Below are 22,983 nucleotides of genomic sequence, written 5' to 3'. Positions count from 1 at the left end.
GAGCCGTCGCGGTAACTGCTGGGATAATGCGCCAATGGAGCGGTTTTTCAGAAGTTTAAAAACGGAATGGCTCCCGACACAAGGCTACAAGAGTTTTAGCGAAGCTAAACAAGATGTGACCGATTACATCATTGGTTATTACTGTGAAGTCAGGCCACATCATTACAATGCAGGATTGAGCCCAAATGAATCAGAGCGACGATTTTGGGAAGATTCTAAAGCTGTGGCCAAATTTAGTTGACCACTATAGAGAGCTAGGTAATACGATAGTGGTGGTAGGTGCAACAAATGTAGTTATGGGTAGTGGAGTTCCATTTGTTAAAGGTCAGGCTGCCATAAGTAGTACAACAGTTTCTGCTGGTGGTACAGCAAGTATCTCAGTATTAATTCAAGATGATCTAGGTAATCCATTTACACAACCTGTGGATGTGAATTTCTCTTCAACCTGTGCAACTAAAATACCAGCTCAAGCACAAATAAGTTCGCCAGTATCATCCAGTAATGGTGTTGCAACTTCAACCTATTTAGCACAAGGCTGTGTAGGAGAAGACCAAATTAATGTGACAGCGAATGCGGGTGGTATTAGTTTGTCGGCGGTCGGAAAGATTAATGTTTTACGGTCTGAGATAGGAAGTATAGTATTCGTATCTGCAATCCCAGAAAATATCAGTATTCTTGGCACTGGTGGTATTGAATCGTCAGTGGTTAAGTTTAGAGTTTTAGATAAGAATGGTAACTTTGTAAGTAATCAGAATGTGAAGTTTAATTTAAATACTGGCGTGGGTGGTGTCAAGTTAGCACCACTCGAGGCCACGACTAATAATGAAGGGCTGGTGCAAACAGTCGTGACTACAGGAACGGTTGCCACATCTTTAAGGGTAACGGCGACAGTCGATGATAATTCTATTCCTGCAATATCAAGTCAATCGAGTCAATTGATTATTTCGACGGGTATTCCTGATCAAGACAGTCTTTCATTATCAGCAGAAGTATTAAATGCAGAGGGATGGAATCGGGATGGCACTGAGGTGTTAGTTACTGCACGTTTAGCGGATGCGTTTAATAACCCAGTGCCTAATGGCACCACGGTTTCCTTTACGACAGAGGGGGGCTCAATAGAGGATGCGTGCCAAACGATAAAAGGGGCATGTTCTGTTAAATGGACTAGTCAATTACCACGACCAGAGGGTAAGGTTATTATTGATGGTGCCGGAGAGATGATTCTAAACCCTAAAGCAGATATGGTTGAATATCCGGCATTAGGCGTTTATGGGAATTTTTATGGTCAGAAATACGGTGGACGAGCAACTATTACAGCAACCGCTATTGGTGAGGAATCATTTCCTGATCTGAACGGTAATGGTCGTTTTGATGCTAGCGAAATGACAACATTTCTTACGGGTAAGGATGTTACGGGCCAATCATTTGATTTAAATGATGCATTTAACGATTATAATGAAGATGGTATTTTTAATCCGCAGCAGGCCAGTGGGCAATTAGGTGGTGAGCTAGAAGAATTAATTGATTTTAATTCGAATGGGGTCTTTGATGTAAAAGACGATAAATATAATGGTGTATTATGTTCTGATCCTGTTCATGCTGGTTGTGCTGATGGCATAAGTCAATCGAAGTCGCTTTATGTGCGTCGAAGTATTGTCATGGTTATGTCGGGTAGCACCGCCTATGCAACTGATAAGCGTGATGTAAAAATCATTGATCAAGAAAAAGTACCTGCTGTTGATGCTGATGGTAAGCCTATCACTGTGATCGTGGCGAATGAGCATTTGGGTGGCGCAGTTCAAATCTTCGGTAAGGGAGTCGCTTCAGTATCTTTTACTATTTCAGATGTTCATAATCAGCAAATGCCTGCAGGTTCAATTGTGAGTTTTACAACAAGTGCTGGTTCTGTCACTAGCTCAAGTCAATATACTTGGCCAAGCTCTAATCATAATGGCGGTCGTGATTTTACCGTATCATTAAAAGGCGAAGATAAGCCTAATTCTGGTACATTACTTGTCACTGTGACGACACCTAATAATACGGTTACAGAGGTGCTTTCGATAGCTGTAAATATCTTATAATTTTTAAGGTAAACGAATAAAAGCGCACTTAATTGTGCGCTTTTTAGTATCTAGTCTTTGGAATTATATTTATTCATTAACGCTGGAACTGATACACGCTACCTAGTTTCATGATCTGTGTCAGTTCATCCAGAGCTGTTCGAGATTCGATGATTAGCTGAGGGTCTGCAAGATCTTGGGTGGTTAATCTGTCTCGATAATGTTTGTCTACCCAAAGGTTTAAACGAGTAAATAAAGCATCATTCATCAGAGTGTGTTGATTTACCGCTGCGACTTCCACTTCATTCATGGCGACACGTAAACGAAGACAGGCAGGGCCGCCACCGTTTTGCATGCTTTGTTTTACGTCGAAATAAAGCACTTGCTTAATCGGCGTGTTTAACGTGAGTAATTCGTTCAAATAGGCAAATACCGCGGGATTTTCTTGGCAATCCGTTGGGGCAATAATTGCCATTTCACCGGATGGCAATGTAATAATTTGAGTATTGAATAAATAGCTTTTGACTGCGTCGTTAATTGCTACTTTCGCGGTGGGCACTTCAATGAAATACAGCTCAGTGTCGAGTTTACGTTTAATTTCATCGATCTTATTCTGGGTATTTAAGAAGGCTTGTTCGTGGTAGAACAGGACATTTTGATTACCTACTGCGATAACATCGTTATGGAATACACCTTGATCAATTACATCAGGATTCTGTTGGATGAAGACGCAATTATCGTCTTCCAGCTGGTGTAAGCGTGCGACTGCCATCGACGCTTCTAAGGTTTGTCTTGCTGGATATTTTTGCGGTTTAGGTGCGTTGGGATTGGTGGCTTCTTGTCCATAAACAAACAGCTCAACACCAGCATGGCCGTATTCATTGCAGAGACGAGTGTGGTTTGCGGCACCTTCATCACCGAAGCTATTATGCTCAGGTAAGTGACTATGGTGATGAAAATAGTGGGGATCACTGAAAGTTGCTGTTAATATGCGCCCCGTTGTCAAAGGCTCGATGCTGCGATGCAGTTTATCGACTAAATTTGCTGGGGTAAAATGCAGTTTGCCGTCACGTGTATCTGCACTTGGTGAGACGGTAGCGGCATTGGCTGTCCACATACTGGAAGCACTGCAACAGGCATTAAGTAATATGGGCGCTTCTTTTGCCGCTTGTTTTAATACATTAGCATCAGAGCCAGAAAATCCAATTCGGCGCAATGTATAGAGGTCTGGGCGCTCTTGAGGAGCTAATATTCCTTGAACCATGCCCATATCGGCTAGTGCTTTGGCTTTTTGGAGTCCTTGTTTTGCAGCAGCTTTGGGGTTGGAAACTAAGGCGGCATTGCTAAGTGAGGCGACATTGCCAAAAGACAACCCTGCGTAATTGTGTGTTGGTCCAACGAGTCCATCAAAATTCGCTTCAAAGTGCTTCATTGCTTATCCTTGTGATAGGGAAAGTTATTATTTGTTCATATGGTCCCTGAGGGAACCCAGTATACTGAAGCTTTTCGAGTGCACAAGCGGACGGTTTTGTGCTCAAAGCGACTTTTTCACGATAAATGCATAACTATTTCTTGCTTGCTGGCAAATAATGAAATATTAGTTTTTAATTACGCATATTATATTTTTACATTTTTTCAACTTTGATTAAAAAGTGACTCGCTGGTACATATAAAAGAGGGATTAACTTGAAACTATCAGTACAACCCTCTATATATGGTGCCAATTTCCACCTTCTTGAGATTTTTTGGCGCAAATTAAACTATGGGTAAATCGCTAGTTATTGTCGAATCACCGGCCAAAGCTAAGACTATTAATAAATATCTTGGCAAAGAATTCATCGTTAAATCGAGCGTAGGTCACATCCGTGATCTGCCGACATCATCGACTTCAGAAGGCAATGAAAAGGTTAAATCCGCTGCCGAAGTTAAGAAGATGTCGCCAGAAGAAAAAGCTCAATATAAAAAGGTGAAAGATCAGCAAGCGCTAGTGTCTCGTATGGGCGTAAACCCTGAAAAGGGCTGGGCGGCTAAGTACCAAATTTTACCGGGTAAAGAAAAAGTCGTTAAAGAGTTACAGGCACTTGCCGATTCTGCTGACCAAATCTATCTCGCAACCGACTTAGACCGTGAGGGAGAAGCTATCGCCTGGCATTTGCAAGAGGTGATTGGTGGTGATCCTTCACGGTATCAACGTGTTGTTTTCAACGAAATTACTAAGTCTGCGATTCAAGATGCTTTTAGTAAACCGTCGACACTCGACACTAACATGGTTAATGCCCAACAAGCGCGCCGCTTCTTAGACAGAGTTGTCGGTTTTATGGTGTCGCCTCTGCTGTGGAAAAAAGTCGCTCGTGGTTTATCCGCTGGGCGAGTGCAGTCGGTTGCCGTGCGTTTAGTGGTCGAACGCGAAAGCGAAATCAAAGCCTTTGTGCCTGAAGAATTTTGGGATGTACACGCAGAGCTCAATACGCCCGCTCAAGAAGCTTTGCGGATGGAAGTGGTTAAGCATCTAGATGCTGCCTTTAATCCTATCAATGAACAGCAAGCGATGGCTGCGGTTCAAGCGTTATCTGCGGCAAGTTTTACTGTGCTGGCCCGCGAAGATAAAGCGACTCAAAGTAAACCATCGGCTCCTTTTATTACGTCGACACTGCAACAGGCCGCGAGTACACGTTTAGGTTTTGGTGTAAAGAAGACCATGATGATGGCGCAGCGACTTTACGAAGCTGGTCATATCACTTATATGCGTACCGACTCGACCAATTTGAGTCAAGAAGCCGTTGAAAACTTGCGCGATATGATTGCCAAAGAATTTGGTGATAAGTATCTACCCGCCGAACCGATTCGATACGGATCAAAAGAAGGCGCACAAGAAGCTCACGAAGCGATTCGCCCATCAAACGTTCAAGTGCAAGCAGCGACCTTATCTGACATGGAACGTGACGCTCAGCGCTTATATGAGCTGATTTGGCGCCAGTTTGTCTCATGTCAAATGACACCTGCACAATATGATGCCACTAAGTTGACCGTAAAAGCGGGCGATTATGAGCTCAAAGCCACGGGACGTACCTTACGTTTTGATGGTTGGACTCGCGTACAAACAGCGCTTAAGAAGAAAAACGAAGAAGACAATACGTTACCATTCGTGGCTCAGGGCGATGTATTAGCATTAAAAGAATTGCAGCCTAAACAACATTTTACTAAGCCGCCAGCACGATACAGCGAAGCTTCTTTAGTAAAAGAATTAGAAAAACGCGGTATTGGCCGCCCTTCAACCTACGCAACCATCATTTCAACGATTCAAGATCGTGGTTATGTAAAAGTCGAAAATCGTCGTTTCTATGCCGAAAAAATGGGTGAAATTGTCAGCGAACGATTGGTGAGCAGTTTTGCTGATTTGATGAGCTATGACTTTACCGCCAGCATGGAGCAAACATTAGATGATGTGGCTCGGGGCGAGTTAGACTGGAAAAAAGTACTCGATGGTTTCTATGCTGACTTTACTAAGCAATTAGAAAAAGCGGAGCTAGATCCCGAAGAAGGTGGCATGCGTCTTAACCAAATGGTGATGACGGATATCAAGTGCCCAACTTGTGGTCGTTCTATGGGGATCCGCACTGGAACGACTGGGGTTTTCCTTGGTTGCTCTGGTTATGAATTGCCTCCTAAAGAACGCTGTAAGACGACGATGAACCTCACGCCTGGCGTTGAGGCGATTAGCGAAAACAGTGAAGATGCCGAAACAGATGCACTGCGTGCGAAGCACCGTTGTAGTATTTGTGGCACGGCAATGGACAGTTACCTGATCGATGAGAAGCGTAAGTTACACGTCTGCGGTAACAATCCAATCTGTGAAGGCTATGAAGTCGAAGAAGGCCAATTCAAGATCAAAGGCTATGAAGGTCCACTGATTGAGTGTGATCGCTGTGGTCACGATATGGAACTGAAGAATGGTCGTTTTGGTAAGTATTTCGGTTGTACTAACGAGGAATGTAAAAATACTCGTAAACTGTTGAAAAATGGTGAGGCGGCGCCGCCAAAAGAAGATCCTATTTATTTACCCGAACTGAAATGCAGTAAATCGGATGCCCATTTCGTATTACGTGATGGTGCGGCGGGTATCTTCTTAGCGGCTAGTACTTTCCCTAAATCACGTGAAACCCGTGCGCCTCTGGTTGAGGAACTGGTTCAATACCGTGAGCTGCTATGGCCTAAGTATCAGTATTTAGCGGATGCGCCCGTCACTGATGATGAAGGCAATAAGGCTGCGGTGAAGTTTAGCCGTAAGACGAAAGAGCAATACGTTGCGACTGAAGTCGATGGTAAAGCCACGGGTTGGTCTGCGCATTACGTCAATGGGAAGTGGGTGAGTGAATCTACCAAGAAGGCCAAGAAAGGCGCATAGCGACGGATTAAGCTAGCTTAACGCTAAGAGAACAACAAAAAGCCAAGTCAAATATGACTTGGCTTTTTGTTTGCGTTTTTCCGATATTAATTTGTTGCTATAGATAATAATTTAAACATGTTGAGTACTTTACACTTACAGATACAAACTGACTCACAATGACGCGATAGAATGGTGGCAAATGTGTCGCTAATTCAACTTAACGGTAAGCAAATAGAGACTGATCACCATTTCTTTTTAGGTTGAAACAGCATATCGATATCATCTTCTTCATTTTTAGGTCTAGGCGCACTGGGCTCAGATTGTTTCTGTGCACCCATAATTTCATCAAGTAATTGTTTAGCCTCATCGACTTTACGCCCAATGAAGGGATCATTAGGCGTTTGTGCCTTAATGGCGTGTAATGTTGATAGGGCTTTGGTTACCATTTGTTTTGATGAGCCATATTGCTTCATAAAACTGGCCGCGCGGGCACGAGAAAGCATAGAATCGACATTAATTCTGAGCTGTAAACTGTCGATGCGGCTTTCTTCTTGAGCAAAAATGCTCGGATCGACTTTACCTTTATTATGCTCGGCTCTGAGTATCGCCTTTAATTTTTTTAAGGTTTGAACAAGCGCTAAAATTTGTTTGTCATTATCGGGTAGTCTGAAATTCTCAATTGGAGGAGTTTGAGGTTGTCCAGACTGTAAGCTTGTTATTTGATTATTAATATCGGCTAAGCGGCGTTGGTAGTCTGACTGTTGTTGGCCATTACTGATCGCTGTTGCAGATTGCAAGGCATCTTGTACACGCCGGTACAAAACCAACACTATATTCGTGCTACAAGGCATCATTCCTGTGTTTGATAACACAGTTTCAGTTTCATCGATAATTGCTCTTTGACGGGCAAATTCAATGCGACGCTCAGCCTCTACACGTTCTTTTTGTTGCTGTAATACGTTAATTCCGATAACAAGCAGTAAAAGCGCACCGATGAGGATCAGAACCAAGGTGAATGACATAGATGTTCCATTATTTATCCAATTGAGCTAATGCTACAATAAATCAATAAACTAGCATAGTTATCTTAGCCTAGGTTATCATTTCTGTCGTATGAATCTGTAGACTTGTGCTCTATATTCCTATTTGCTTTAATTTTTACTATATACTATAACGATTGATTATAGCTGAGAGTGCTTTGAGGGCTCAGTTGTTAATGGCATTTTACGTGTTTGAGACAAGGAAATAAGATGAAACTGCAACAACTCAGGTATATTGCTGAGGTCGTAAAACATAACCTCAATGTATCGGCGACAGCTGAAAACTTGTATACCTCTCAACCTGGGATCAGTAAACAAGTTCGTATGCTTGAAGATGAGTTGGGGATCCAAATATTTGGTCGTAGCGGTAAGCATTTAACCCATGTGACACCTGCGGGTTTGCAAGTGATCAGCATTGCCAATGATATTTTAGGTAAAGTTGAAAGTATCAAAAAAGTGTCTGAAGAATATACTAAGCCAGATCAAGGTGAGTTAAATATTTCCACAACAGATACTCAGGCACGCTATGCATTACCGACGATAATTCGTCAGTTTATTGATCGCTATCCTAAAGTGAACTTGCATATGCACCAAGGGACACCGTCTCAGATCAGCGAACAGGCTGCTCGCGGTGATGCAGATTTTGCCATTGCGACCGAAGCAATGCATTTATATTCAGATCTGATCATGTTGCCTTGTTACCACTGGAACCGCTCTATCGTTGTACCCAAAGACCATCCTCTTGCGACCCGCAATCAAGTCAGCTTGATTAGTATCGAAGATTTAGCCCGTTTCCCCTTAGTGACCTATGTCTTTGGTTTTGACCGTGCTTCTGAAATTGAGAAAGCGTTCAATCGGGCCAATTTAGAGCCGCGTGTTGTCTTTAGTGCGACCAGTGCCGACGTGCTTAAAACCTATGTTCGTTTAGGATTAGGCGTGGGGGTCATCGCGTCTATGGCCATTGATCCAAATGTTGATAAAGATTTAGTCGCTATTGATGCTGGCCATTTGTTTGCCCACAGTACGACTAAAATTGGTTTTAGGAAGGGCAGTTTCTTGCGCAGTTATATGTATGATTTTATTCAGCATTTTGCGCCGCATTTAACCCGTGATGTGGTGGAGAAAGCCGTAGCATTACGGGATCAACAGCTCATAGATGAAATGTTTGCCGATAAAAATCTGCCAATGCGTTAACGTGGATGATTTACAAACATAAAAATGCCGCTAATAAAAGCGGCATTTTTTATGGGTTTAGCGATTAAGATAAATCGACTTTATCCATCTCGAGTTGCGCAAGGGCAATAACTGCTTGAGTGCGGTTGCGAACGCCAAGTTTTCTAAATATGGCGGTAGCGTGCGCCTTGATGGTCGCCTCAGACACGCCAAGATCGTAGGCTATTTGTTTATTTAATAAACCTTCGGCAAACATCTGCAACACTTTATATTGTTGCGGCGTGAGATCGGATAACTTGCTGGCCATTTTATCAATGGCATCGTCATTGATAGCAATAATCTCAGTGCCTTTAGGCAACCAAATATCACCGAATAACACCGCACTTAGCGCCTCTTTTAGGGTTTCCATTGAAGCTGATTTAGGGATAAAACCACTGCTGCCATAATGAATCGCACGGCTAATGGTATTGATATCCTCGTGGGCTGAAATCACCACAACGGGTAACTCAGGATAATGTGAGCGTAGGTGGATAAGTGTGGAGTAGCCGTGGGACCCCGGCATCTGCAGATCTAACAGTACAAGATCGTAATCGACGCTTCGAACATCCAATACAGATTGCAGTGCGTCAGCACTGTCTGCTTCAAACCACTGTGCATGTTCGAAAGCGCTGGTCAGCGCTTGACGTAGTGCATTTCTGAACAATGGATGATCGTCTGCGATAATAATATTTAAGTTTTCTAGCTTCATGGCTTTTATGATTATGTTCGGTGCGCGTGAAGATTGAACTCAATGTAACAGAAAAGTAATCAAGGATCCTATTGCTTTATTCAGGAATAAGGACAAAATTTTGATATGTTTCTGGTTGTTAGACTTTGGTCGGCGTTTTACGGGGAAAAAGATGGACCGTATTGTTTCAATTGAAAGCCCGAAAGTACGGGCTAACCTATACTTTAAAATCGTCTAAAAACTACCCATATGTCCACACTTTTGTGGGATTTCGTTGTTCGTCAACCGCAACAAAGGTGAACACACCACGTATGGCATGCTCTCGATGGTCTTGATACATGTCTTCGACATAGATGTTGACTTCAACTTTTAATGACGTATTACCTACATGGATCACACGAGCGATGAGTTCGGCTAGTGTGCCAGCTGGGATAGGCTTTTTAAAATCAATTCTATCGGAACTCACTGTGACTAAGGTTTTACGGCAGAAACGAGTTGCCGCAATAAAGGCTGTTTCATCCATCCACGCTAAAGCTTCGCCACCAAATAACGTATTGTGATGGTTGGTGATTGAGGGAAATACTGCTTTAATCACACGCGCTTCTGAGGAATCAATTCGAGTTTGAATCGCGTCAGGAAAAGGTGTTTCAGCGGCTTCGATTCGTGAGGTATTTTCGGTGTTTGTGGGCATGGGGGTAAGCGACATACAGCAACCTAAGGTAATGCAGCAAAATAAGCTCGAATTATAAAGATTTATGGTGGTTAAAGATAGAAAACTACAGGCTTTAACCTGCAGTAGGCATATGACTGAGGATAATGTCATGCTTCCAATAAAAAAACCGAAATGAGATCGGTTTTTTATTGGACGATTTATTTTACTTCAGATTTATTTGGTTAACAGTGCTTTTCTTTCGCGGGAAGCCGCTGCGAGCTTACGTAGCAGAATTTCAGAGTCGTCCCAATGTAAGCAGGCGTCTGTGATACTTTGGCCATAACAGAGTGGCTGGCCTTCAACGACTTTTTGATTACCTTCTTGTAAGAAGCTTTCAGCCATAATACCTGCGATGGCAGTGCTGCCAGCACGCATTTGAGTCATAATTTCATCGGCGACCATCAGCTGTTTGAGATGGTTCTTCTCACTGTTTCCGTGGCTGAAATCGATAACCATACGTTGAGTTACCCCAACAGATGCAAGCTGTTGACGCGCTTCTTCGATATCTTGTGCGTGATAATTAGGTTTTTTGCCACCACGTAGGATGATATGGCCAAACGGGTTGCCGTGGGTGCGATAGACCGCCATAGCGCCATCTTTATCCGGTGAATAGAAAACATGTGGTACTTGTGCGGCACGAACTGCATCAACGGCAATATTGATGTTCCCATCAGTACCATTTTTAAAACCAACGGGGCAAGACAGTGCCGAAGCCATTTCACGGTGGACTTGGCTTTCCGTAGTACGCGCACCAATAGCGCCCCAAGTAATGAGATCCGCTATGTACTGACCGTTCACCATATCTAAAAATTCGGTGGCGATAGGCAATTTTAATTCAGTGATTTGTTGCAGCAATTCGCGGGCAATGCGTAAACCTTTGTTTGGTTCGAAACTGCCATCGAGATCGGGATCTGAAATTAATCCTTTCCAACCGACAATTGTGCGGGGTTTTTCAAAATAGACGCGCATTAAGATACACAAGTCATCTTTCAATTCTTGGTGTAACGCGGCTAAGCGTTGAGCATAATCTAATGCCGCTTTAGTATCGTGGATTGAACATGGGCCTATGATCACCAATAGACGTTGGTCTTCACCCATAATGATGGCTTCGACTTCACGACGTTGCTGAACCAGATAATCGGCTGCATCTTGAGTTAATGGGAACTCAGATGCCAGTTGCGCAGGTGAGATGACTTTTGCTAATAAGGAAGTGCGTAGTTCGTCTGTTTTTATGGTCATTCAAAATACCGAGCTTGCGTGCGGCGCTTTTCGCCAGATTGCCTCGGATTATAACGAATCGAACCGAGTTGCACAGTGCCAATTGCGTTAATTGTCGGCAACTGTGCAATGAATTTGATTTAAGTTAGTTTCTTTTAGACTAAATTCACTCGGTTTCTTTTGCTGATTTTGGCTTATTAGGCTTAGAACATATGCCGTTCTAGGCCCGTGACATCTAATATTTTAGTGGCAATTTCTTCCACGGAATGATTAGTGGTGTCTATGTAAGGAATGCGTTCTCGTTTAAACAGCATTTCAACTTCTTTGACTTCTAAGCGGCACTGTTTGAGCGATGAGTAGCGGCTATTCTCCATTCGACTCTGACGGATTTCATGTAAACGCACGGGATCAATCGTTAAACCAAACAGTTTTTTCTTATTGCGTTTCAGCGCTTCAGGTAACTTAAGGTTATCCATATCATCTTCGGTGAAAGGGTAGTTTGCCGCTTTTATGCCGAACTGCATTGATAAATACAGGCTCGATGGCGTTTTGCCACAGCGAGAGACCCCAAGTAAAACCAGATCGGCTTGATCCATATGTTTCATGGTCTGGCCATCATCGTTATCCATGGCGAAATTAATGGCATCAATACGCGCTTCATAGCCGTGATTCGCTTTTCCATGGGTTCTATGTACAACTGGAGAGGCAGAAACACCTAAATGTTGTTCGAGTGGGGCCACAAAAGTATTCAAAAAATCATAATCAACCCCTTCACTCGAGTAGATGATGTCGCGGATCTCGGCTTTTACGATGGAATGGAATACTAACGGCCGCTCACCTGTTGTAATAAAACAATCATTAATTTGTCGCTTAACTTGCTCCGCTTTCGTCAATGTTTCGACAAATGGAATCGTAAGTGACTCAAATTCTAATGGAAATTGCGAGAGAACCGCATGACCAAAAACTTCAGCTGTGATCGCTGTCCCGTCGGAGATATAGAATACTTTTGGTGCCATACTGACCTCTTGTAGTAATAAAATTACAAATAAAATTATAGATTTACGCGTGTTCGACAGGAGTGTAAAATGCCGCTGCCCTCGTGTGAAGGGGCCACTGAAATAAACTTGCGGAGATAGAACTGTGCAGCAATACGTACTCTGGTATCAAGAATTAGGCATGGGTGACGTCAACTTGGTTGGCGGTAAAAATGCTTCTCTAGGCGAGATGATCAGCAATCTGGCCAATGCCGGTGTTCAAGTACCTGGCGGATTTGCGACAACTTCCCATGCGTTCAACGAGTTCCTTGAACAAAGCGGAGTTAACCAGAAGATTTATGACATTCTAGCCACACTGGATGTAGATGATGTCAATGCGCTGGCTAAAGTAGGTGCACAGATCAGACAGTGGGTTATCGACACTCCATTTCAACCAGCATTAGAGCAAGCGATTCGTGAAGCTTACGATAAACTTGCCGCTGAAACTAGCGAAGCGTCATTCGCGGTACGTTCTTCTGCAACAGCTGAAGATATGCCAGATGCCTCTTTTGCGGGTCAGCAAGAAACCTTCTTAAACGTAAAAGGATTTGAATCCGTACTGACAGCGATCAAGCATGTGTACGCTTCACTCTTTAACGATCGCGCTATTTCCTACCGTGTGCATCAAGGTTATGAGCACCACGGTGTTGCCTTGTCTGCTGGCGTACAACGCATGGTTCGTTCAGATAAAGCGGCTTCAGGTGTGATGTTCACTATGGACACTGAATCTGGCAATAACGATGTGGTGTTTATCACTTCATCTTTTGGTCTGGGTGAAATGGTTGTTCAAGGCGCGGTAAACCCAGATGAATTTTATGTTCATAAACCTATTTTAGCCTTAGGTCACAAGGCTGTTGTGCGCCGTAATATCGGTAGCAAGCTCATCCAAATGGTGTATTCAGATGATGCTGCTCACGGCAAACAAGTCAAAATTGAAGACGTGACTGCTGACAAACGTCGTCAATTCTCTATCAATGACGCTGAAGTCGAAGAATTAGCCAAACAAGCCATGGTGATCGAAAAACATTACGGTCGTCCAATGGACATCGAATGGGCAAAAGACGGCAACGATGGCAAATTGTATATCGTTCAAGCGCGTCCAGAAACGGTTCGTAGCCGTGAAGATGTGCAATTGATTGAACGTTATCACTTAAAGAGCCGTGGCGCTGTGATCTGTGAAGGTCGCGCTATTGGCCATAAAGTGGGTACTGGCGTAGCCAAAGTATTAACGTCAATCGCCGATATGGATCAAATCCAACCTGGTGATGTGTTAGTGACAGACATGACAGATCCTGATTGGGAACCTATCATGAAGCGCGCAAGTGCTATCGTCACAAACCGTGGCGGTCGTACCTGTCATGCGGCGATTATCGCCCGCGAATTAGGTGTGCCAGCTGTGGTGGGTTGTGGTGACGTGACTGACCGTATCAAGAATGGTCAAATCGTGACTGTTTCTTGCGCCGAAGGTGACACTGGCTTTATCTACGAAGGTAAACAAGAGTTTGAAGTGATTTCAAACCGTGTTGACTCTCTGCCTGCATTGCCAATGAAAATCATGATGAACGTGGGTAACCCTGATCGTGCATTTGATTTTGCCCGTTTGCCAAACGAAGGTGTGGGTCTAGCGCGTTTAGAATTCATCATCAACCGTATGATCGGCATCCATCCAAAGGCACTGCTCGAATTCAATCAACAGGATGCAGCGCTGCAAACTGAAATCAACGAAATGATTGCTGGTTACGAATCACCCGTTGAGTTCTACATTGCCCGTCTAGTTGAAGGTATTGCGACTATCGGTTCAGCTTTCTATCCGAAGAAAGTGATCGTACGTATGTCAGACTTTAAGTCTAACGAATACGCAAACTTGGTTGGTGGTGACCGATACGAGCCAGAAGAAGAGAACCCAATGCTGGGCTTCCGCGGTGCGAGCCGTTATATCTCTGAATCCTTCCGTGACTGTTTTGCCCTTGAGTGTGAAGCGATCAAACGCGTTCGTAATGACATGGGTCTGAAAAACGTTGAAGTCATGATCCCATTCGTTCGCACAGTGAAAGAAGCTGAGCAAGTGGTCGGCCTGCTCAAAGAGCAAGGTTTAGAGCGTGGTAAAGACGGTTTACGTGTCATCATGATGTGTGAAGTGCCTTCAAACGCCCTGTTAGCAGACCAATTCCTTGAGCATTTCGATGGTTTCTCTATCGGCTCAAACGATTTAACTCAGCTGACACTCGGCCTTGACCGTGATTCAGGTATCATTAGCCATTTATTCGATGAGCGTGATGAAGCCGTTAAAATGCTACTTTCATTAGCCATTAAAGCGGCTAAAGCGAAGGGCGCTTACATAGGTATTTGTGGTCAAGGTCCTTCAGATCACGCTGATTTTGCCGCTTGGTTGGTAGAACAAGGCATAGATACAATGTCATTAAACCCTGATACTGTGATTGATACTTGGTTGTATTTAGCCGAAGCGCACGGTTGATCTAGATAGTAATTTTATAAACTTGTTAAAAAAGCCGCTTTTTAGCGGCTTTTTTTTGTTTATAATGGCGCCATAACGATAATTGACAGAAGCCATCTATGCTACCCCTGCTATCACATCAACAAACATTAGAGCCAGTGTATTTGGCATACCTTGATGCACTGGAGCAAAGTGAGTATTCCGGTGATATAGACAAACGTTACAGCGCCCGTTTAGTGCAAGCCACCGACAACTCTGTATATCAATTTTTGCCTCAAGCCGTGCTTTATCCTAAAAATCAGCAGGATATTCAAATTGCATTGACGCTGGCTGCTACAGACGCATTTCGCAGCGTGACCTTCAGTGCGCGGGGCGGTGGTACGGGCACCAACGGACAATCTCTGACCCATGGTTTGATTTTGGATGTGTCGCGTTACATGAACCGTGTGCTCGAAGTGAATGCTGAGCAAGGTTGGGTTCGAGTCGAAGCTGGCGTGATTAAAGATGCGCTTAACGATGCATTGCGTCCCCATGGATTCTTTTTTAGTCCCGATTTATCCACTTCAAACCGCGCCACTATTGGTGGCATGATCAATACCGATGCCTCGGGTGCGGGCTCACTGGTCTATGGTAAGACGTCAGATCACGTGCTGGCGCTGCGCAGTGTGCTGATCGATGGCAGTGTGCTGGATACGCATCCTCTAGATGCGGGACTACTGTGTAACCCCGATAATGTCAGTGATAATCCGCTGGGACAGAAATTGATTTCTGCTGTTGCGGCGGTATGCCGCGAAAAGCGCACTCAGATTGAAAATCAATTTCCTAAGCTCAATCGTTTCCTCACGGGCTATGACTTAAAACACGTGTGGAACGACAAGCTGACGCAATTCGATTTATCACGAATTCTGACAGGCTCAGAGGGTACGCTTGCGGTGATAACCGAAGCCAAACTTAATCTCACCCCGCTGCCGACTGAGCGCGCTATGGTGAACATTAAGTACGATTCGTTCCAATCGGCATTGCGTCATGCGCCATCCTTAGTTGCCGCGCGGGCGACTGTGGTCGAAACCGTCGATTCAAAAGTGCTTAATTTAGCCCGCGAAGATATTGTCTGGCATTCGGTGGCTGATCTTATCCAAGAAGTGCCAGGTAAAGTTATTGATGGCCTCAATATGGTCGAATTTGCAGGTGACACGGTCGAAGTTGAGCAAAAGCTCGCGAGTTTGGAAGCTGTGTTAACTGAGCAGATCAGCAAAGGCGAGTGCGGTGTATTGGGTTACCAAGTGACGCAAGATAAGCCGAGTATCGAAAAAATTTATGGCATGCGTAAAAAAGCCGTTGGCTTACTCGGCGCCACTAAAGGTCGCCGTAAGCCTATCGCCTTTGCTGAAGATACTGCGGTACCGCCCGAAAAACTCGCCGATTACATTATGGAGTTTCGCGCGTTACTCGACGGGCATAATCTGCAATACGGTATGTTCGGCCATGTGGATGCGGGCGTGTTGCATGTTCGTCCAGCGCTCGATATGTGCGATGTTGAAGATGAAAAATTACTACGAGTCATTTCTGATCAAGTCGCGGCACTGACACTTAAATACGGCGGTCTAATGTGGGGCGAGCACGGTAAAGGCGTGCGCGGTGAATACGGTCCAGCTGTCTTTGGTGATGAACTTTTCGGTGTGTTGCAAGATATTAAAGGTTTGTTTGACCCCGATAACCGACTCAATCCCGGCAAGCTTGTGGCGCCTAAAGATACAGGTGCCCTCTATTACGATGTTGACAGTGCTAAGCGCGGTAAGTTTGATCGACAAATCCCCGTTGATGTGCGTGATGCGTTCCCCGATGTGATGAATTGTAACGGTAATGGCCTGTGTTTTAATTACAGTAGCTATTCGCCCATGTGCCCATCGTTTAAGGTGACGGGTGACAGAGTGCAGTCGCCTAAGGGGCGTGCAGGGCTCATGAGAGAGTGGCTAAGACTGCTTGAGGCTGAAGGGGTTGATGTTAATGCCCTCGCCAAAGCGAAACCTTTTGGTATATTGCAGCGCATACAAAATACCATCAATGCCAAACGTGATTATGATTACTCCCACGAAGTGATGGAATCGCTTAAGGGCTGTTTAGCCTGTAAAGCCTGCTCTGGACAATGTCCGGTTAAAGTGGATGTGCCTAAGTTTAGGGCGCAGTTCTTCAATATTTACTATCAACGCTATTTAAGACCCGCGAAAGACTATCTCGTTGCCGGGATTGAAGATAGCTTGCCATTGATGGCTGCGGCACCGCGTCTCACTAACTTTGTTGCACAAAATCCATTGAGCCAATGGGTGATTAAACAGGCGATTGGTTATGTGGATGCGCCTGCGTTATCTGTGCCGACTTTGAAGCAAAGACTCGATGGTCATGCAAGCCGTGGTTACGACTTAGCTGCGTTGCAAGCGATTCCCGAAGAGAAGCGCTCGCAGTTTGTGTTGGTGGTACAAGATCCTTTTAACAGTTTCTATGACTCAGGTCTTGTGCTGCGCTTTATCCAATTGATAGAAAAACTCGGCTTAAAGCCGGTGTTATTGCCCTACAAACCCAATGGTAAGCCAACACATATCAAGGGATTTTTAGATAAGTTTGCTAAAACGGCGCAGTCGAGTGCAGACTTTTTGAACCAAGTCCATAAACTGGGCATGCCCATGGTCGGCATCGATCCTGCCTTAGTCTTGTGTTATCGCGATGAATACCGTGAAGTCTTAGGGGCTAATCGCGGTAATTTTGAGGTCAAGTTAGCCAACGAATGGCTACTGAATGTCATCAAAGATTTACCTGCAAAAGCTGCGCAAGATAAGCAATATACTTGGTTTAGTCATTGTACCGAATCGACGGCCAAGCCAAATACCGCCAATGAGTGGACCAAAATCTTTGCCCATTTTGGCGCTAAGTTAACCGCAGTCAATTTAGGTTGTTGTGGTATGGCGGGAACCTATGGTCATGAGGCAGAAAACCTCGAGCGCTCTAAAGCCTTGTTTGATATGTCTTGGCAGCAAACGCTAGCGAAAATTGAGCAGCCGCAAGTGTTAGTGTCTGGTTATTCGTGCCGTAGTCAGGTAAAACGTTTTGCCGGATACAAGCCAAAGCATCCACTTGAGGCCTTACTCGAGTTAGCAAATATTTAATAGTGTTTATGCCGTTTTGATTGCGCTAGTCAGATCGTAATTATCCTCACTGGTATATCCAAGTGTTGAATGTCACACTAAAGCCAGCCGCAAGGCTGGTTTTTTATGGATGATGGAGGCCTAGATGGAAAAGATGACTGACAGTATTCAGCACACACTCAAACAATTCGCCGCCGATAGTAAGCTAACCTCGGTTGCGCCATTGTGCAGTGAAGCCCCATTGTTTGACATTAACGCCTTGGGTGATTGGACCTATCTAGGCACATCGCTGCCAGCAAAGTTTGCTAAGTTGTTCGCCAGTATTTTACATTGCATTGATGATGAGTATTTCTTAATTACCCCAGTGGAGAAGGTGCGAGTGCGGGTTGAAGAAGCTCCCTTACTGATTGTCGATTTCGAGCGAGCGCAACCCCATTCGCTGCTCAATGTAAGAACCAGTATTGAAACACAGCATCATAAAGTCGATATAAAACAGATGAAGCTCACCGATGACAGTGTTTATTTGCCGCTTGAGCGCGGTTTATGGGGCAAATTAGGTCGGGCCTGTTACTATAATTTTGTGAATGAATTCAATTTATCTGATCTAGATGAGGAATGAGCTCGTAGGTTAATCGCATAATTTGCTGTGGTCTAAGCTAGTTTATTATGGGTTAAGTGGTAGTATTAAAACTAACTCTGGGTTCCTATGATGGCGTGCAGAGTAAGTGAAAACGCGTTAAACCTTTGCTGTAGGAGGTGCTGTTTGAATCGTCATGAAAGCTTAGGCTATCTTGTATCCCACTTAAATATCGAGCTGCAAAATGAGCTTGATCTGCATCTTAAGCGATATCAACTCGATATAAAACTGTGGCCTGTGCTGTTTGCTTTGTGGCAAGAAGAGGGCATAAGCCAAACTGAATTGTCTAAGCGTTGCGATGTGGCAAATTACACTATGACGCGCTTACTCGATCAGTTGCAGGTGCAAGGTCTTATTACTCGTCATCAAGAAGTCGATAATCGGCGTGCTTTCCAAATCTTTTTGACCGATGAAGCCAAAGCATTAGAGCAAGATCTTATCTGCGAAGCTGAGCGGGTCAATGAAAAATTTCTGTCAAATTTAAGTGAAGATGAACAACAGACATTCATTTTACTATTAAATAAAATCAACCGTTTGGCTTGAAATTTTGAATCTAATGGGTATGGAGGAAAACTGTGGTTTAGCCGTTTTTACTTCTATCTGTATGTGGTTATCTAAATCATGTTCCCAGTTTAATCCCATCCACTATGCCTCACTCTGCGGGATTAAACTGGTTTGATTAATTTAAGTAAAGTGCAAAGACACAAAGCAGACTTACGGCTATCACTGAGTGCTGTAAATAACGCCGGCTGGCTAATAAATTCTCTTTGCCTTGTTTTAGGCTAGCGACGAGTCTATGTTGCTTATAAATTCGGCACATTAACTCATCGGTTTGGGGATCGATAAGCAGTTCAAACTTGCAAGGTGCGCCATCTTTAAGCTGAATGGTATGCTCGCTTTGAGGTTTAAAGTTAAGCTTGTGCGACACCATCTGCCCATTAACGAAGACCCGCTCTAAACCACTCCAATTGCTGGCTTGCAGTTCTACGACATCTTGGTTGAGATCATATTTGAAACGGATCATAGCGCTATCCTGTGCTGGGACCTGATAGACTAATTCAAGCAGACAAATATGACGTTTTCCAGCGTGATTAAATGAATATTCTGTGTCGAAATTAAAAGCGCGGCTAAACCATGAGCTTAGTGATAGATTAAATTTTAGATAACAAAAAAGCGACCGGAGGTCGCTTTTTTCAATATTTGACGGGCATAAAAAATAATAAACGCGTAAAAAATTACTGCTTAGCGGCTTCGATAATGGCTTTTGCCATTTCATCAGCCACGGCGCCAGTTGTACGGTTCTGTGCATCGGCTTGGCTGAATATTTTCAGCAGCGTGTTGTAAATTTCTTCTACTTTAGCCGTCGATTTTGCTGCGTCGTAATCTTTTTCGAACGACACGTTGATAATGCCGCCTGCGTTGATCACATAGTCTGGCGCGTACAGTATGCCCATTTCTTTCAGTTGTTCACCGTGGCGTACTTCGGCTAATTGGTTGTTGGCACAGCCAGCAACAATTTTGGCTTTCAGTTGCGGTAAGGTCGCATCGTTTAAGGTTGCGCCAAGGGCACAAGGGGCATACACATCCACATCTTGCGCGTAGATTTCTTGAGGCGCGACAACAATGGCACCAAAGTCGGTAGCGACTTTATCTAACGAGGCTTGATGAATGTCGGTAACAATCAGTTCAGCGCCTTCGTTATGCAAGTGTTTGCACAGGTAATAGCCAACGTGACCGACGCCTTGAACGGCGATTTTAAGGCCTCTTAGGCTGTCTAAACCAAGTCTATGTTTAACCGCAGCTTTGATGCCTAAATAAGTGCCAAGGGCTGTGAACGGTGATGGATCGCCACTTTTGCCTTCAAGACCCGCCATATAAGGGGTTTCTTCATGGGCGATCATAATATCAGCCGTAGTAGTGCCAACATCTTCCGCTGAATAGTATCGGCCACCTAGGCTGTTAATCAAACGGCCAAAGGCGCGGAATAGGGCTTCGCGGTCTTGTCTTTTCGGATCGGCAATGATCACTGATTTGCCACCGCCCATGGTTAAACCTGCTAGGGCATTTTTATAAGTCATGCCACGAGAGAGGCGTAATACGTCAGTCAGGGCTTCATCATCCGATTGGTAGTTCCACATCCTACATCCACCCACGGCAGGACCAAGGTTGGTGTTATGGATGGCGACAATGGCCTTTAAGCCACTTTCTTTATCATGACAGAATACAACCTGTTCATGTTCGTCAAAGGATACATGATTAAATACAGCCACGTGAATTTCTCCGCTATACACAATGAAAAAGCCGACGAGGTGAGCCTCTATCGACTGCTTGTTATATTTATTGCAGAACCATAGCATTTAGCGATACTCTCAACCATGCATAATGACCGAATAAATACATTATTTGTGGCAATTTAGCTTTCCACTTTACGTAAACGTAAGCTTTGCGATTAAGAATGGATTGTACTGAATTTAACGTAACGAATAGAATGAATCGCGCACTGATCCCAAGAATTAGGCTCGCGTTATAACAATAAGATAGGACGGAAGTATGACTGAACAAGCTGTCGACCAAACTCAACAAAATTTATCAGCTGAAGAAATAGAAAAGCTGCGTCAAGAGTGGGTCAGAACTCAATTTCAAAAAGCTAATCGTTTTCTCGCTGAAAAAGGCGTGATCCCAAGCAAAGTCCTAGCCGATGAAAGCCGTTATCTTGCGCCTTATATGGCGATTTGGAAGATGGAATCAAAGCGTCCAAGCAACAAAACCTATTGGGTGATGTCAGGTGATTTACCGTCGGATTTTGTCGATGTGAAAGTGGCGGCGACGGCCCGTGATGCCGTGCGTCATTTCTCTATGATGTGGCAAATGCAGGCGGAAAACTTAGTGCGTTCGGGTGCAACCCGTGATGCCACTCAGGCTAAATTTGCTCAACTATTAGTATCGCGTGCCGAGAGTTTATATCGTATGCACAACGACGATAAACTGTGGAATGCTTAAACTCAAATGAGTTGAGGATTGTATTTAGATAGTATTGAGTTAATACAGTCCCTTGTGTTGATTGCTCAAAATAACGGCATAAATAATAAAAAGGCACTCAGTTGAGTGCCTTTTTTATACTGACTTTTATGTTGATTTCCTATGTTAAGAACAAGGTCATCGAACAAAGTCGATAGGGCTTATTCTTCGCTGTCGCTCAAGTAGTAGAAACCCTGATTGATGAGTGTCAACAGTAGGGCTTGGACTTCTTCATGCTGACATATTTCAGTCGCTTCATCGGCGCTTAAGCTGACGTTATCGCTCAACTGTGCGATCACGTCTGCCGGTGTATTGGGCAGTTCATGCACGTCACCATTGATGAATAATCGCGGCGTGGAGTCATTTTCAAGGCGCAATACTTTCAAACCGCCGATACGGCTGACGCCAGCACCTTGGGCGAAGGCATCTTGCAAATCTTCAATGCTGTAAGCTTCTTCGCCTTCACACAAATCAAGTTCGAAACGGTTTTGACTGAGTAGCTTACCTAACACGATTTGGTAGCTATTGGGATCTTGGCTCAGCTGACTCAAGAGTGACATTATGCCCACTTGATGATCTTGGCTGACGATACCGGCTGAACTCGGTTCAGTTTGCGACGTGAAACGCTGCTGACCTAAGTTATTGTCGAGCAAATAATCGGCGACTTCACTGACCAATTCTTGCTGGCTAGGTGCACGGAAACCAATCGAGTAACTCATTGCCACAGTTAGGGTTTCGCCGCAATGCGGGAAACCGGGTGGAATATAAAGCATGTCGCCTTTTTCTAACACTACATCGATAATGGGGGTGAAGTCTTCAACCAGCGGCGAGTTGGGATTGCCACCACGGCGTTGTTGCGGGGTATTGTCACCCACAGTCCAGCGACGCTTACCTTCGCCTTGAATGATAAACACATCGTAGTTATCGACGTGTGGGCCGACACCGCCACTTGGGGTTGCAAATGATGCCATCAAGTCATCGAAGCGCCAGTCAGGTAAAAAGCGGAGAGCTTCAACTAATGGCTGCGAATCTGGATACCAATGGTTGACTGCTTGCACTAATAACTGCCAATGGGTTTCGCCATAGCTGTCGTAATCTTCAAACGGACCTTGCACCACTTCCCAATCATTGTCTTTGGTGACGACGATGCGTGAAGAGATTTCTTCTTCACAGGCAAGGCCTGCTAATTCATCGGCGCTGATAGGATCTTCAAATTGCGGAAATGCTTTTTTGATCAACAGGGGTTTCTTCTGCCAGTATTCACTAAGAAACTGGGCGATATCGAGATTGAGTGTATACATAGTGTTAAAAAAGGCGACCACATCGCGGTGATGTGGGTCGCCTTAATCCTTATTTCTGTTTAAGAAAGAGTATTGTCCGTC

The 22,983-nt window shown here is 44.3% G+C and carries 17 protein-coding genes and 1 pseudogene; 9 read left to right on the top strand and 9 right to left on the bottom strand.

Annotation, left to right across the window (positions count from 1 at the left end):
- Both L5M71_RS17605 and L5M71_RS17600 read left to right on the top strand, forming a co-directional pair.
- Positions 1-241: integrase core domain-containing protein (locus L5M71_RS17605; protein WP_263208127.1), on the top strand; the 241-nt coding region annotated here is incomplete at its 5' end.
- A 10-nt stretch (positions 242-251) separates the two neighbouring features.
- Positions 252-2,081, top strand: a pseudogene (locus L5M71_RS17600) (Ig-like domain-containing protein); the annotation flags it as partial.
- Between the two features lie 76 nt (positions 2,082-2,157).
- On the opposite strand, the gene astB reads toward L5M71_RS17600, so the two are convergent.
- Entirely contained in the window at positions 2,158-3,492 is a 1,335-nt protein-coding gene (gene astB, locus L5M71_RS17595; protein WP_131523320.1) for an N-succinylarginine dihydrolase, read from the bottom strand.
- A gap of 330 nt (positions 3,493-3,822) precedes the next feature.
- On the opposite strand from astB, the gene topA reads away from it, so the two are divergent.
- Entirely contained in the window at positions 3,823-6,465 is a 2,643-nt protein-coding gene (topA, locus tag L5M71_RS17590; protein WP_263207844.1) for a type I DNA topoisomerase, read from the top strand.
- Between the two features lie 224 nt (positions 6,466-6,689).
- Here the strand turns inward: topA and zomB are convergent, their stop codons facing one another.
- A complete protein-coding gene (gene zomB, locus L5M71_RS17585) occupies positions 6,690-7,469 on the bottom strand; it encodes a flagellar motor control protein ZomB (protein WP_028759720.1) in 780 nt (259 codons plus the stop codon).
- 228 nt (positions 7,470-7,697) lie between these two features.
- Here zomB and cysB point away from each other — a divergent pair, with 228 nt between their 5' ends.
- Positions 7,698-8,681: an HTH-type transcriptional regulator CysB gene (cysB, locus tag L5M71_RS17580; protein WP_263207842.1), complete on the top strand. Its 984-nt coding sequence runs from the start codon at positions 7,698-7,700 to the stop codon at positions 8,679-8,681.
- Between the two features lie 64 nt (positions 8,682-8,745).
- On the opposite strand, the gene L5M71_RS17575 is transcribed toward cysB, so the two are convergent.
- From L5M71_RS17575 to L5M71_RS17560, 4 genes are all read right to left on the bottom strand, one after another.
- On the bottom strand, positions 8,746-9,408 hold the full coding sequence (locus L5M71_RS17575; protein WP_028759722.1) for a response regulator transcription factor: 663 nt from the start codon (positions 9,406-9,408) through the stop codon (positions 8,746-8,748).
- Between the two features lie 220 nt (positions 9,409-9,628).
- Positions 9,629-10,093 carry an acyl-CoA thioesterase gene (locus L5M71_RS17570; protein WP_198572322.1) on the bottom strand — a complete coding sequence of 155 codons (465 nt, stop codon included), beginning with the start codon at positions 10,091-10,093 and terminating at the stop codon, positions 9,629-9,631.
- A gap of 180 nt (positions 10,094-10,273) precedes the next feature.
- Positions 10,274-11,338 carry a 3-deoxy-7-phosphoheptulonate synthase gene (locus tag L5M71_RS17565; RefSeq protein WP_028759724.1) on the bottom strand — a complete coding sequence of 355 codons (1,065 nt, stop codon included), beginning with the start codon at positions 11,336-11,338 and terminating at the stop codon, positions 10,274-10,276.
- Positions 11,339-11,520: 182 nt separating this feature from the next.
- Positions 11,521-12,333, bottom strand: a complete 813-nt coding sequence (locus tag L5M71_RS17560; RefSeq protein WP_028759725.1) for a pyruvate, water dikinase regulatory protein — start codon at positions 12,331-12,333, stop codon at positions 11,521-11,523.
- Between the two features lie 124 nt (positions 12,334-12,457).
- Here L5M71_RS17560 and ppsA point away from each other — a divergent pair, with 124 nt between their 5' ends.
- The 4 genes from ppsA to L5M71_RS17540 all read left to right on the top strand — a co-directional run bounded on the left by ppsA (position 12,458) and on the right by L5M71_RS17540 (position 19,126).
- A complete protein-coding gene (gene ppsA / locus L5M71_RS17555) occupies positions 12,458-14,827 on the top strand; it encodes a phosphoenolpyruvate synthase (protein WP_263207840.1) in 2,370 nt (789 codons plus the stop codon).
- 98 nt (positions 14,828-14,925) lie between these two features.
- Positions 14,926-17,967 carry an FAD-binding and (Fe-S)-binding domain-containing protein gene (locus L5M71_RS17550; protein ID WP_263207838.1) on the top strand — a complete coding sequence of 1,014 codons (3,042 nt, stop codon included), beginning with the start codon at positions 14,926-14,928 and terminating at the stop codon, positions 17,965-17,967.
- Between the two features lie 124 nt (positions 17,968-18,091).
- Positions 18,092-18,565, top strand: a complete 474-nt coding sequence (locus L5M71_RS17545) for a DUF1285 domain-containing protein (protein WP_263207836.1) — start codon at positions 18,092-18,094, stop codon at positions 18,563-18,565.
- Positions 18,566-18,709: 144 nt separating this feature from the next.
- On the top strand, positions 18,710-19,126 hold the full coding sequence (locus L5M71_RS17540; RefSeq protein WP_028759729.1) for a MarR family winged helix-turn-helix transcriptional regulator: 417 nt from the start codon (positions 18,710-18,712) through the stop codon (positions 19,124-19,126).
- A gap of 136 nt (positions 19,127-19,262) precedes the next feature.
- Here the strand turns inward: L5M71_RS17540 and L5M71_RS17535 are convergent, their stop codons facing one another.
- Together L5M71_RS17535 and L5M71_RS17530 are read right to left on the bottom strand one after the other, a co-directional pair.
- A complete protein-coding gene (locus L5M71_RS17535) occupies positions 19,263-19,607 on the bottom strand; it encodes a hypothetical protein (protein WP_011789104.1) in 345 nt (114 codons plus the stop codon).
- A 211-nt stretch (positions 19,608-19,818) separates the two neighbouring features.
- On the bottom strand, positions 19,819-20,853 hold the full coding sequence (locus L5M71_RS17530) for a Glu/Leu/Phe/Val dehydrogenase (protein ID WP_173244498.1): 1,035 nt from the start codon (positions 20,851-20,853) through the stop codon (positions 19,819-19,821).
- A gap of 280 nt (positions 20,854-21,133) precedes the next feature.
- Here L5M71_RS17530 and L5M71_RS17525 point away from each other — a divergent pair, with 280 nt between their 5' ends.
- Entirely contained in the window at positions 21,134-21,583 is a 450-nt protein-coding gene (locus L5M71_RS17525; protein ID WP_011789106.1) for a DUF4826 family protein, read from the top strand.
- A gap of 179 nt (positions 21,584-21,762) precedes the next feature.
- Here the strand turns inward: L5M71_RS17525 and L5M71_RS17520 are convergent, their stop codons facing one another.
- Positions 21,763-22,902, bottom strand: a complete 1,140-nt coding sequence (locus L5M71_RS17520) for a cupin domain-containing protein (RefSeq protein ID WP_263207834.1) — start codon at positions 22,900-22,902, stop codon at positions 21,763-21,765.
- Between the last annotated feature and the right edge of the window lie 81 nt (positions 22,903-22,983).

This window comes from Shewanella sp. SW1, from assembly GCF_025653545.1.
GTDB lineage: Bacteria > Pseudomonadota > Gammaproteobacteria > Enterobacterales > Shewanellaceae > Shewanella > Shewanella oncorhynchi.
Note: the sequence above shows the minus strand (reverse complement) of the source record. Positions and strands in the feature narration are given on the sequence as shown.